Raw genomic sequence first — 12,510 nt, 5'->3', positions numbered from 1 at the left:
CCCGCGCGTGGTGGTGGTCGGCGGCGCGAACCTGGACGTGAAGGCCCGCACCCTCGCCCCCGCCGTGCCGGGCACCAGCAATCCCGGCGTGACCCGCCAGGCGGCAGGGGGCGTGGCCCGCAACATCGCGGAGAATCTGGCGCGGCTGGGCGTGCCGGCGCACCTGATCGCGGCGGTCGGGCGGGATGCCCCCGGTGACCTGTTGCTGCGAGAGACGGAAGCGGCGGGCGTGGACGTGCGGAGCGTCCTGCGCCTGGACGGCCCGACCGGGACCTACACGGCCGTGCTGGACGACCGGGGCGAGCTGCTGATCGCGGTGGCGGCGATGGGCGCCACCGACGCCCTGACCCCCGCCGCGCTGAACGAGTGCCGGGGCGTGCTGCGCGGCGCGTCCTGGGCCGTGGCCGACGGGAACCTGGGCGCGGAGACGCTGACGCACCTGCTGACCCTCTGCGCCGAGGTGGGTGTGCCGGTGACCTTCGAGCCGGTCAGCGTGCCCAAGGCGGCCCGGCTCCTCCCGGCCCTGCAAGCGGGCCTCGCGCCGGAGCTGGTCACCCCGAACGCCGCCGAACTGGCGGCCCTGGTGGGCCGGGACGTGGCCGATACGGCCCCGGCCATCCGGGAAGCCGCGGCCGAACTGCACGCGCGGGGCATCCAGACCGTGTGGGTGCGCCGGGGGCGGCGGGGCAGCCTGCTGTCCGGTCCGGACGGCGTGACCGAACTCCCCGCCCTCCCCGCCCGGGTGGCCGACGTGACCGGCGCGGGCGACGCGATGCTCGCCGCGTATCTGGCGGCCCTCCTCACGGGGCACGCTCCCGCCGAGGCGGCCCGGCACGGCCACGCCGCCGCCGCCCTGACGGTCGAGAGCGCCGAGGCCGTCTCCCCCACCCTCACGCCCGGTGCGGTGCGGGCACGTCTGCAAAGCTCCGGAGCATAGATCGACCTCCACACGCCACCCCACCAGACACCCGGTCAACAACACTCAGCCAGAAACACCCCGTCAAAAAGGAGTCCCCATGTCCACCCCCCTCCCCATCCGCCCCGAAGTCGCTCAGCTCATGGACATTCACCCCGAAGTCGCCGCCGCGCTGGCCCAGGGCGGGCCGGTCGTGGCCCTGGAAAGCACCATCATCAGCCACGGGATGCCGTACCCGCAGAATGTGGAGATGGCACGCGATGTGGAGGCGGTCGTGCGGGAGAACGGCGCGACCCCCGCGACCATCGCCGTGCTGGGCGGTCGCCTCAAGGTCGGGCTGACGCCGGACGAACTCGAACTGCTGGCGACCGACAAGACGGTGCAGAAGATCAGCACCCGCGACCTGCCCTTCACCGTCGCGCTGGGCGGGCACGGCGCGACCACGGTGGCCTCCACCATGCGGATCGCCTCGCTGGCGGGCATCCGGGTGTTCGCCACGGGCGGCACGGGCGGCGTCCACCGGGGCGCGGGCGAGAGCATGGACATCAGCGCCGACCTCACCGAACTCGCCCGCACCGACGTGTGCGTGGTCAGCGCCGGAGTCAAGAGCATTCTCGACATCGGCCTGACGCTGGAGGTGCTGGAAACGCACGGCGTGCCCGCCCTTACGCTGGGGAGCGGAGAGTTCCCGGCCTTCTACTCGCGCCGGAGCGGCTTCGCCTCCCCCCTCACCGTTCAGACGGAGGCCGAGGCCGCCCGCGTCCTGCACGCCAAGTGGACCCTGGGCCTGAGCGGCGGCGTGCTGCTCGCCAACCCGGTTCCGGCCGAGGCCGAGATTCCCGCCGCCGAGATCACGCCCCAGATCGAGCAGGCGCTCGCGGACATGGCGGCCCTGGGCCTGAGCGGCAAGGAGACGACGCCGTATCTGCTGGGCCGCATCGTGGAAATTACCGGGGGCCGCAGCCTGGCGACGAACATCGCCCTGGTGATGCACAACGCGGCGGTGGCGGCGCGGGTGGCGGCTGAGTATGCCGGCTTGCAGGCGGCGACGAAGTAACCCTCCACCTGTCCCTCTGACGGGAACGCGCCGCAATCGGCCTGAGAAGCGGGTGGTACGCTCGACGGTGGTTATGGACTCTTACGACGTGTTGGTGATTGGCGGCGGCCCCGCCGGGTATGTGGCCGCGATTCGTGCCGCGCAGCTCGGGTTCAAGGTGGCCTGCGTGGACGCCTTCGAGCGGGGCGGCAAGGCCTCTCTGGGCGGCACCTGCCTGAACGTGGGCTGCATTCCCAGCAAGGCCATGCTCGATTCCAGCGAGAAGTTCGAGATGATCAACCACGAGGCCGCCGAACACGGCATCCAGGTGGACGGCGCGCGCGTGGACCTGGGCAAGATGCTGGGCCGCAAGGAAAGCGTGGTGGACAAGCTGACGGGGGGCATCGCCTACCTGTTCAAGAAGAACAAGATCACCAGCCTTCACGGCCTGGGCCGACTCGTCCGCCAGGATGGGGACGGCTGGATCGTGGACGCGGCAGGCACCGAAGTGCGTGCGAAGAACGTGATCGTGGCGACCGGCAGCAGCCCCCGCGCGCTGCCCGGCGCCCCCTTCGGCGGGAACATCGTGGACAACTCGGGCGCGCTGGCCTTTGAGCAGGTCCCCGGCAAGCTCGGCGTGATCGGCGCGGGCGTGATCGGCGTGGAACTCGGCAGCGTGTGGCGGCGGCTCGGCGCGCAGGTGACCGTGCTGGAAGCCCTGCCCGGCTTCCTGCTGGCCGCCGACGACGCGATCAGCAAGGAAGCCCTCAAGCAGCTCCAGAAGCAGGGCCTGGACTTCCACTTCAGCGTCCAGATCACCGAGGTGAAGCAAGGCGACTCGGGCGTCACCGTCACCTACGAGGAGAAGGGCCAGGCCGTCACCGCGCAGTTCGACAAGCTGATCGTGTCCATCGGGCGCGTGCCGCACACGGCGGGGCTGGGCGCGGACGCGGTGGGCCTCCAGCTCGACGAGCGCGGCTTCGTGAAGGTGGACGACCACTACCGCACCAACCTCCCCGGCGTCTACGCCATCGGTGACGTGATCGGCGGCGCGATGCTGGCCCACAAGGCGGAGGAAGAAGGCGTGGCGGTGGCCGAGCAGCTCGCCGGGCAGGCCGGGCACGTCAACTACGCCGTGATCCCCTGGGTGATCTACACCAGCCCCGAGATCGCCTGGGCGGGCCTGACCGAGAAGGGGGCCAAGGAAAAGGGCCTGAAGGTCAAGACCGGCCAGTTCCCCTTCAGCGCCAACGGGCGCGCGCTGGGGCACGGCGACCCGCGCGGCTTCGTGAAGGTCGTTGCGGACGCGGACACCGACAAGATTCTGGGCGTCCACATGGTCGGCCCCAACGTCTCCGAGCTGATCGGGGAGACGGTCGCCATCATGGAGTTCGGCGGCAGCGCCGAGGACCTGGCCCGCACCGTCCACGCCCACCCCACCCTCTCCGAAGTGGTGAAGGAAGCGGCCCTGGCCACCGATAAACGCGCGCTGCACATGTAAGTCGCTGGCGGGTGATGATGGCATCATCACCCCGAGCGGAGCGAGAAGCCAAAAAGTGGCGGGTGGCGGAGGTGGAGCGCTTCCGGGTGTCGTTTCCCAGAAGGGCGAAACTGTAGCCGCCTGCCACTTAATACGGACTCCGGTTGAAAGGTTTACACGTAAACCTGCAATCCGAGCGAAGCGAGAAGGAGAAAAACGGGTTCCGGGCGTGGAGTTGACAAACTGGCGCTCTCTCGGTTTGTTAACGCAACAGACGGAATCCGTATAATTCCGGAGAGAAGAGGGGCGGGAAAGCTCTGGCCTCCCCGCCCCTCCCCTTTTGGCTCAGACGGGCTGGCCCACGTCCAGCGCCAGGACGCGCCGGGTCGCCTCCGCCAGGATGGCCTGCACGGCCCCCGGCGTCTGCGCCTCCACGTACACGCGCACGACCGGTTCGGTGCCGGAGGCGCGGAACATGACCGACGCCCCGCCTGCCAGCAGCAGCTTCACGCCGTCGGTGGTCTTCAGGCCCTCGACCGGATGGCCCGCGACCTCCGCATACCCCTCCGCTTCCCTCAGCAACGCGGCCTTGTCGAAGGCGGCGCTGAGGTGCAGGTCATTGCGGCCGTAGTGGTGCCGGAACCCCACCTCGGCCTCGATTCCGGCGAAGAGGTCGTCCAGGCTGCGGCCACTGGCCGCGACCGCCTCGATCATCAGCAGGCTGTTGAGCAGCCCGTCTCGCTCGGGAATATGCCCGCGCGAGGCCAGCCCGCCGGATTCCTCGCCGCCCATCAGCACGGCCAGCGACCCGTCCTGCTCGCCTTCCAGGAAGGCGTCGGTGATGTATTTGAAGCCCACCGGTGTCTCCAGCAGCTCCAGCCCCAGCCGCTCTGCGAGCAGCTCGATCACCCGGCTGCCCGACACCGTTTTCACGACGCGCCCACGCAGACCGCGCCCGTACAAGTGCCGCAGCAGCACCGCGAAAATCTGGTGGCTGTTGAAAAAGCGCCCCCCCGCCGTGACCGCCCCCACCCGGTCCGCGTCCCCGTCGGTGACCACTCCCAGGGCCGTGCCCGTCTCGCCCGCCAGTCGGTCCATCAGCTCCCCGAGGTTCTGGGGGACCGGTTCCGGGTTCACGCCGTAAAACATGGGGTCGGGCTGGCCGTGCAGCTCACGCAGGTCGAGGCTCAGGGCCGCGTGGCGCGCGTAGCCGGTCAGCCACCCGCACGCCGCACCGCCCATGGCGTCGTGAATGACCGTTCCCCGGTAGCCCCGCAGGGTGCTCAGATCGAGCTGCCGGTCGAGCTGGGCGTAGTACGCCTCCCGGATGTCGAAGGGCTGAACGGTTCCGGGCGGGCCATCATAGACCTGCGGCTGCGTGAGCGCCCGTTCGACCTCGGCCACCAGGGCGGGGGTCGCGCTGCCACCATAAGCCCCCTTGATCTTGTAGCCGCTGTACTGCGGCGGGTTGTGGCTGGCCGTGAGCATCACGCCGCCCGCCGCCCCGTGATGCACGGCGGCGAAGGACAGCGCGGGCGTGGGCAAAAACTCGCCTGCCAGCAGGACGTTCAGCCCCCCCTGGGCCAGAGCCTCCGCCGCGACCCGGGCGAAGTTGGCTCCCTGGAAACGCGTGTCGAAGCCCACGACAACCGTCTTTCCACCTCCGGCCCGCAGAACATGGGCATGTGCCCGCGCGACCCGCCGGACATTCTCGTAGGTGAAATCCTCCGCGATGACGTCCCGCCAGCCGTCGGTTCCGAACTCGATAGGCATCAGTCAGCTCACTCCGGTTTGTGAGTGTAGCAACCCGCGCCTGATCCCCCGTTGACGAAACCCCGGCCCTCCGCTATGATTCCCGTCGTGCTGAAAAGCACCCCTGAAAGGGACGGCAGGCGCAAGCAGGCCGGACAAGGTGTGGCCCCATCGTCTAACGGTTAGGACACTACCCTTTCAAGGTAGCGATACGGGTTCGAATCCCGTTGGGGTCACCACTGAAAGCCTCCGCCTCGGCGGGGGTTTTTTGTTTGGCCCTGTCCCCGCTCCCTATACTGGCGCGCGTGCCTTCTCCCCCGGCTGCCGCCCCCCCTTCCACCCCGCCGAACTGGGTGCGCTGGCTGATCGCGCTCGTGCCGGTCTTTCCGCCCCTGTATCTGGCCGCGCTGGGCTGCCTGGGCCAGTTGCGGACACTCCCACTGACCGCACGCTCTGTCCTGTTCTTCTTTGCCAGCACGCAACTGGTGGCGGCCCTCTTCACGCCCCGGCCCCTGCTGTCGCTAGGCCTGGCGGCGGGGCGCACCCTGTTGATCCTGAGCATGATCGCGGCAGGGGTCTATCTGCGGGAAAGCCGGAACCTGAGGCCGCTGCTGTGGGGCCAGTTGGTCATCTTTGCGACCGCCTGGGGGTACACGCTGGCCACGCAGGGCTTCGCGGGGGTGCAGGAGCGGCTCGGCCACCCCTACTACTACATCGTGTCGCTGGGGTTGGTCGCGGTGGTCGCGCTGTGGCTGGTCGTATTCTGGCAGGGCGGGCGGCTGTGGTGGCGCGTCCCGGCCGGGCTGCTGGCCCTGGCCACCTTTCTGGCGGCGGGGAGCCGGGGACCGCTGCTGGCGCTGGTAGCAGGAAGCGGAGCGGCGCTGGCTGTGGCGGGCCGGGCGGGGCGCTGGCTGCTGCTGCCGCTGGCCGCACTGGCACTGGCCGGAGCAGCCATCGTCGTCTTCGATCTGCCCGTTCAGCCCGTCAGCCGCCTGCTCAGCGACCAGCTCTCGGGCCGTGACCTGATCTGGAGGGACGCCCTGTCGGGGTGGCTCACGCATCCCTGGGGCGGGGTCGGGCCGTATCAGGGGGGACCTTACCTGACCTACCTCTTCAAGGATCTCTGTCAGCTCACGCCCACGCTGGGCCGCAACGACGTGCCCTGCCCGGCGTGGCTGGAGACGTTCTACGGCGTCTGGTCCACCGCCCATAATGCCTGGCTGCACTGGCTGCTGGAAACGGGGGGCATCGGGACACTCGGCCTGCTGGCCGTGATGGGATACGGCGGCTGGCTGATCCTGCGCGGGGGCGACCTGATGCTGAATGCCCTCTTCTTCGGTTACACGGCGATGAATCTGGTGGACGTGGTCGTGGCCGTCCCCAGCCAGCATTTCGCGGAACTGTGGTGGGCCACGGTGGGCATGGGCCTGGCTTGCGCCGCCCGTTCGCCCAGCCGGGACCGGCCATGAGTCCGGACAGCGCCCACCTTGTTCCTCAGGTCCAGCTGCCCGGTCAACCGCCGCAGCCGGACGTGCAGGGGTTCAGCGATCAGGAGTGGTGGGGTCGCTGGACGCTCGGCAAGGAAGCGTCGCTGCGTTTTGTCCTGCCCACGCCCCAGACGGTCGTCCTCGACTACACCGGCTACCTGGGCCAGATGGACCAGCGCATCTCGGTCTGGCTGGACGGCCGGCAGATCGGGCGGTTTCAGTACAACAACGGCGGCGGCGACAAACAATTCGGCCAGGCGACCAGCTTGAGGCTGCCTGCCGGTCCCCATAGCCTGACCTTCCGGTCCAACCTCAGCCGCCTGAGCGACGGCAGCCCCCTCCCTGCCGGAGCCGACCCCCGGGACCTGAGCACCGCGTTCTACCGCCTGGACCTGCTGCCCCGGCCCGAAACCAGACCGGCCTTGTCCCTGCCCGCCGATCTGCTGCGCGAGCCGGCCGTCCTGAAGCTGGGACAGTTCGTCTTCAAGACGCCGGGCCGGTATCTGCCCGTCTCGCAGGAGGGGTTGACCCTGGAATTCCAGCTTCGGGAGCCGGCCAGCGCGCCGCGCCCGGTCCTCGACTTCGGCCTGCTGCGGCAGCGCGAAGGGCAGCAGTTCACCTTCTCCCTGGACGGGCGGCCCTTTTACCGGACGCCCCGGCAACCCGGCGCAGGGCTGGTGCGGGGGAGCACGGAATTTCCCCGCTCCTCACCCGGCCTGCACCGGTTGCAGATTCGCGCCGAGGGGGGGGGCGCGGTGCGTGACACCAGCTACCTGCTGACAGAGGTTTCGGTGCGGACGGATCAGGTCAGCTTCTACACCGAGCGGCTCCTGCTGCATCCCGCTTCCGATTCTTATGCCCACCGGCTGTGGGCCGGGGCCGGACTGGTCCTGCTCTTGCTGCTGCTTTCCCGGCTGCTGTTCCTTCGGTTCCGTGGGCAGCCCTGAACCGGCTTATCCAGATTCCGCCTGGTTCCCGTACATCCTGCAAAGTGCACGGGATGTGCGGCCACAACGCGAAACCCGCCCTTTCTCCCCCTCGCATCCGCCCGGATGGAACCCCATAAAGCACAGCGGTGCTGTACGGGATTCCAGCGGAGTCCGGCTTACGCTGGCTCCACCTGCACCCCGAGAGGCAGGTTCAGTACGGCCCTTTCCGGGTCTTCGCCCGCCTGTCTGGCCCGGTAGGCGACGTCCACGATGGCCCCGAACTCCTGCCGGAAGCGTTCTGGCCGGAAACGTTCAGCATTCTGCCGGCTGACACGAGGATCAAAGGCCCCGGCCTGCTCCTCGAAGAGCCGGACCGCCCGCGCCAGGCTCTCCACGTTCTGCTGACCGAAGAACACGCCCGTCCGGTTCGGAATCACCGTTTCCAACGTGCCGCCCTTGCCGTAGGCGATCACGGGCGCACCCGCCGCCTGGGCCTCGACCGGCACGATCCCGAAGTCCTCGTCGGCGGCGAACACGAAGGCCCGGCAACGCGCCATATGGTCGGCCACCACCTCGTCGGGCTGCCGGCCCAGAAGTTGCACATTCGGCCCGGCCAGCGCCTTCACCTTCTCCCAGTCCGGTCCGCCGCCGATCACCACCAGCGGTTTGCCCAGGCGGCTGAAGGTTTCGGCGATCAGGTCGATCTTCTTGTAGGGCACCAGGCGCGACATGGTGAGGTAGAAGTCCTCACGCGGCCGGGCCGGATCGAAGCGCGACACCTCGACCGGGGGATACAGCACCCGGGCCGGGCGGCGGTAGGTGCGCCAGATGCGCTGCGCCACATACTCGCTGTTGGCCAGGAAGACGTCTACCCGGTTGGCGGTGCTGCTGTCCCACAGCCGGATGTAGTGCAGGATCATTTTTGCCAGGGTGGCCTTGACGCCGCTGGTCAGGTTGGCCTCGCGCAGATACTGCTGGTACAGGTCCCAGGCGTACCGAATCGGCGAGTGGACGTAACTGAGGTGCAGCTGTCCCGCTCCGACCAGCACGCCCTTGGCGACGGCATGGCTGCTGGAGACGATCAGGTCGTACTCCGTCAGGTCGAACTGCTCCACGGCGTAGGGCATCAGCGGCAGGTAGGTCCGGTAATTCTGGACCCCACGCGGCAGCCGCTGTACCAGGCCGGGACGCACGTCCGCACCCTCCAACGGGGTGCCCCGGAAGTCTTCGGGCTGGTAGACCATCGTATAGATCGGGCTACCCGGCAAGGTGGCCAGCAACTCGAACAGCACCTTCTCGGCTCCGGCATTGCCGCCGGCGAGCCAGTCATGGATCAGGGCGGTTTTCATCGTTCGGCCTCCACAGCGACAATCGAATCTATCTCGCCCTGCAATCTCACCAGCATAGACGCTAGCCCGAAGCCTTCCTGAGCACGCCGGAGGCCACGGGCCACCAGCCGCTCTGCCAGTGCCCGGTCGTCCAGCACCCGGCGAATGGCCGCCGCCAGAGCCGGGGCCTCTCCAGGCGGCACCAGCAGGCCGCTTTCCCCGTCCCGCACGATCTCCAGTGCGCCGCCTGCTGCCGTGGCAATCACGGGGCGGCGTGCCAGCATCCCTTCCAGAATCACCCGGCCCAGCGGCTCGGCTGCCGTGGAGGTGTGCAAAACCACGTCGACCGACCGCATCAGGGCGGGCACGTCGCCGCGAAACCCCAGGAAGTGGACCCGGTCTTCCAGACCCCACTCCCGGGTCAGGCGGCGCAGTTCCTGGGCATACGCCTCCTCGCCAAACAGGGCGTCCCCCACGAGCAGGGCATGAACCCCGGGCAATTCCGTCAGGGCGCGCAGCAGGACATGCTGGCCTTTCCAGGGCGAGAGGCGACTGAAGACGCCGACCAGGGGTTCGGTGGTCAGGCCCAGGGAGGCGCGCAGGTCCGGCACACCCTCACCCGCCTGCCGCAGCAGGGCCGCCGTGTCGAGTCCGTCATGCAGGACACGCACCCGACGGAGGTTTCCCCCCGCCAGCACGAACGCCTCCGCGCTGGCCCGCGAGTTGGCGATCACGCGGGTGACCACTTTGTTACACAGGGTGACCACCAGTTGCCGGATGGGGCGGCTGAAATGCTCCGGACTCAGGATGTCGCGCAGGAACCACAGCACCGGCTTCCGCGCCAGCACGCCCGCCAGGGCCGAGACCACCAACGCTTTCTGGGTGTTGGGCGCAATCAGGTCATAGCCCCGGGCCGCACGGGCCAAGCGGCGGGCCAGGGCCAGCACACCGGGCACCGCGCCCAGTCCCAGTCCACCTCCTCCCTCGCGGCGCACGTTCCGCAGTCCCCGGGGGGCTTCCAACACTTGCACCCGGACCCCCGCCGCCTCCAGGTGGGTTCTGAAGGGACCATCCTCAAAAAGGACCACTTCGCTTTCCGGCGAGAAGTGAACCGCCACATCGACCAGTGAAAGCTCGCCCCCCCCGAGTTGCCCACTCTGGTCCACGAACAGGATGCGCCGGGTCATGCTTCCAGAACCTCCCGGTAAACGTTCAGGTATTCGCGGTGCATTCGCTCCACGCTGAATGCCTCAATGCCTAGACGGGCGCGTGCGGTCCACTCCTCGCGCTGGGCGGCAGAACTCAGCAGACTGTCCAGCGCTGCGGCCAGTGAAGTGGGGTCGGCTGGAGGGATCAGGAGGCCCGCTCGCCCACCCGAGAGGGCCTCGGGAATGCCGTCCACGTCGCTGGCGACAATGGGCAGCCCGGCTTCCCGGGCCTCCAGCAACACCAACCCGAACGGTTCCTGACGGGATGGAAACGCGAAGATGTCCGCACCCAGCAGATAGCGCTGTGGCTGAGGCTCGAAGCCGACGAAATGAATGCGGCCCCCCACGCCGCTGGCCCGGGCCAGTTCTTCGGCGGCGGGCCAGTCGCGGCCCCCCACAAAATAGAGCTGGGCCTCGGGATGGGCCGGGGCCACACGCCGGAAGGCCTCGATCAGGAGATCGCTGCCCTTGCGCTCTGACACGGCCCCGACGGTCACGATGGCGGGGCGTTTCAACTCTGCCGGGGTCAGGTTCTCCAGCGGCACCCGGCGGGGGCTTCCCAGCGTGCCGTTCAGCACCACCCGCAAGTTGTGACGGGGCGTTCCGCGCCGCACCATCGCCTCACCGACGGCCTCGCTGACCGCGACAACGCGGTCGCCATAGCGCATCAGGTCGGCGCTTCGCTGAAACTCGTTGTGGACCGTCGTGACGATGCGGTAGGGCGCGCTCCCGCGCAACAAACGGGCCAGCATCACCCCCGTCATCATGTGGGCGTGAACGATGTCCGGCTCGAACTCATGGACGATTTCTCGCCACTTCAGCGCCGCCCGCGCCAGTTCCAGGGGGCGACGCCGCTGATCGAGCCGGACATGCCGTCCGCCGTAATCCAGGAGCAGATGTTCGTACTCTCCACCCGACGAGGCGACCAGCACCTGATGCCCTTCCCGGCTCTGCAAGCACGCCAGATCGGTGGCGACATTCACGATGCCGTTGCCGATCTCCCGGAACTCATTCAGGATATGCAGGATTTTCACGCTTTACCCTTTACCCTTTCGGTAAAACTTCCTGTCACCACAGCAGGTGACGGCAGTCTGCCCACGCCTGGGGACGTTGTGGCCACGGCCAGAGAGAACCAGATCCAGAGCCAGGGATCACTGAAATCTGGCACGCCCAGCGACTTGGCAATGAGATAAGTGACGAGGCCCCACCTCGCCCAGGTCGCTCCCCGCCGCCGCAGGACGAGCAGCACCGAGGAGAGCAGCAGCAGCAGGCCCACTACGCCGATATTGCTCAGCACATACGTGATGAAACTGCTCGGCCTGTTGCTGCCCAGCCCCACACCGAGGCCCAAGGTCTGCCAGACCACGCTGAGCGCGTAGAGATCAGAGGCCGTTCTGTTGTTGAAGCTCACGGAACCCGTCTTGTTCACCGTGGATTCCAGCAGAATTTCGCCCAGGCCGAACAGGTAAATCAGCACGGCACCGAGCAGCAGCAGCAGCAGGGCCGCCCCCGCGAAAACGACCGGGAACTTGCGCTTTCTGACCTTCAGGTAAACGTTCCAGGCAAAGAAGAGAACGCCCCCGAGAACAAGCGCGATGTAGCCAGTCGAGGAAGTACTCAGCAGGACACCGAGGACACAAAGGACCGCCAATGCATAAGCCCCCACGGCGAGCATGCTGACCGCGCCCGCCGCAAAGAAGGCACCGGCGGTACTGGGTTCAGTAAAGGTGCTGTTGATGCGCAGGAATTCGCCTATCCGCTGATTGTTCCCGATGGCAACCCCCTGGTTGTTGAAGACCAATGCCGTGGGGAAAGGCAGGTGATACCGGTCGGCCACAAACTGGTAGAGGCCGAAGGCGGCGGCCATAACCAGCGCCAGCTTGACCCACCGCAGGTGTCCCCTCCCCCGCGCCGAGGCATACAGAATGAACACGGCCAGAAGGAGGACGTACAGCACCTGCGCGACATTGCTGATGCCGAAGCCCAGCGGAGTGAGGTTGCCGACCTGTTCGTCGATTCCTCCACGGGGGGAAAAGACCCCCATGCCTTTGAAGAGCAGGGGAGCGACCATGGACACCGCAACAGCCCAGTAGAAGGTCAGCAGAAGGGTGAAGAGTTCCGGGCGAAGCGTGTGCCGCTGAGGCCTACGACCGAGCAAGAAAGAGAAGCCAGCATACATGAAGATGATGACGGCAACCATCCAGAAGGGGGCTACCGACACACTGTTGCTGCCTGAAGCATTGAGAATACTGCTGGCTGGAAAGATGGCCGCGAGAATGGCCGCTGCCAGGAGCAGATTCCGTTTCAACAGAACTCCGATGGCAATTACCGCGAGAATAAGGATTCCAATCATGCTGCCCTTTGTTGCAGGTCC

Annotated in this window: 10 protein-coding genes and 1 tRNA gene; 6 read left to right on the top strand and 5 right to left on the bottom strand. The window is 67.8% G+C overall.

What is annotated here, in order from left to right:
• Window positions 1-7 precede the first annotated feature (7 nt).
• The 3 genes from DEIPH_RS16125 to lpdA all read left to right on the top strand — a co-directional run bounded on the left by DEIPH_RS16125 (window position 8) and on the right by lpdA (window position 3,453).
• On the top strand, window positions 8-937 hold the full coding sequence (locus DEIPH_RS16125; protein ID WP_235183274.1) for a carbohydrate kinase family protein: 930 nt from the start codon (window positions 8-10) through the stop codon (window positions 935-937).
• Window positions 938-1,016: 79 nt separating this feature from the next.
• Window positions 1,017-1,973 carry a pseudouridine-5'-phosphate glycosidase gene (locus DEIPH_RS16120; RefSeq protein ID WP_034360069.1) on the top strand — a complete coding sequence of 319 codons (957 nt, stop codon included), beginning with the start codon at window positions 1,017-1,019 and terminating at the stop codon, window positions 1,971-1,973.
• 73 nt (window positions 1,974-2,046) lie between these two features.
• Window positions 2,047-3,453: a dihydrolipoyl dehydrogenase gene (lpdA, locus tag DEIPH_RS16115; RefSeq protein ID WP_034360067.1), complete on the top strand. Its 1,407-nt coding sequence runs from the start codon at window positions 2,047-2,049 to the stop codon at window positions 3,451-3,453.
• A 324-nt stretch (window positions 3,454-3,777) separates the two neighbouring features.
• On the opposite strand, the gene DEIPH_RS16110 is transcribed toward lpdA, so the two are convergent.
• The gene (locus DEIPH_RS16110) at window positions 3,778-5,205 is read right to left on the bottom strand and encodes a phosphoglucomutase/phosphomannomutase family protein (protein ID WP_034360066.1); all 1,428 of its coding nucleotides are present in this window, start codon (window positions 5,203-5,205) and stop codon (window positions 3,778-3,780) included.
• Window positions 5,206-5,348: 143 nt separating this feature from the next.
• Between DEIPH_RS16110 and DEIPH_RS16105 the strand changes: the two genes are divergently transcribed.
• From DEIPH_RS16105 to DEIPH_RS16095, 3 genes are all read left to right on the top strand, one after another.
• Window positions 5,349-5,423: transfer RNA gene (locus DEIPH_RS16105), tRNA-Glu, on the top strand.
• A 66-nt stretch (window positions 5,424-5,489) separates the two neighbouring features.
• Window positions 5,490-6,653, top strand: coding sequence for an O-antigen ligase family protein (locus DEIPH_RS16100; RefSeq protein ID WP_051517455.1), 1,164 nt, complete (start codon window positions 5,490-5,492; stop codon window positions 6,651-6,653).
• Entirely contained in the window at window positions 6,650-7,618 is a 969-nt protein-coding gene (locus DEIPH_RS16095) for a hypothetical protein (RefSeq protein WP_034360063.1), read from the top strand. Before DEIPH_RS16100 ends, DEIPH_RS16095 begins: the two co-directional genes overlap by 4 nt.
• A gap of 158 nt (window positions 7,619-7,776) precedes the next feature.
• Here DEIPH_RS16095 and DEIPH_RS16090 read toward each other — a convergent pair whose 3' ends face one another.
• Genes DEIPH_RS16090 through DEIPH_RS16075 form a run of 4 tightly spaced genes read right to left on the bottom strand, consistent with a single transcriptional unit; the run spans window position 7,777 to window position 12,489 of the window.
• Window positions 7,777-8,949: a glycosyltransferase gene (locus DEIPH_RS16090; protein ID WP_034360061.1), complete on the bottom strand. Its 1,173-nt coding sequence runs from the start codon at window positions 8,947-8,949 to the stop codon at window positions 7,777-7,779.
• A complete protein-coding gene (locus DEIPH_RS16085; protein WP_034360059.1) occupies window positions 8,946-10,115 on the bottom strand; it encodes a glycosyltransferase family 4 protein in 1,170 nt (389 codons plus the stop codon). Before DEIPH_RS16085 ends, DEIPH_RS16090 begins: the two co-directional genes overlap by 4 nt.
• Entirely contained in the window at window positions 10,112-11,170 is a 1,059-nt protein-coding gene (locus tag DEIPH_RS16080; protein WP_034360056.1) for a glycosyltransferase family 4 protein, read from the bottom strand. Before DEIPH_RS16080 ends, DEIPH_RS16085 begins: the two co-directional genes overlap by 4 nt.
• The gene (locus tag DEIPH_RS16075; protein WP_152544996.1) at window positions 11,167-12,489 is read right to left on the bottom strand and encodes a hypothetical protein; all 1,323 of its coding nucleotides are present in this window, start codon (window positions 12,487-12,489) and stop codon (window positions 11,167-11,169) included. Before DEIPH_RS16075 ends, DEIPH_RS16080 begins: the two co-directional genes overlap by 4 nt.
• Window positions 12,490-12,510 lie beyond the last annotated feature (21 nt).

This window comes from Deinococcus phoenicis (assembly GCF_000599865.1).
Lineage (GTDB): Bacteria > Deinococcota > Deinococci > Deinococcales > Deinococcaceae > Deinococcus > Deinococcus phoenicis.
The sequence above is the reverse complement of the archived record's forward strand: the minus strand, read 5'-3'. Positions and strand labels throughout refer to the sequence as shown.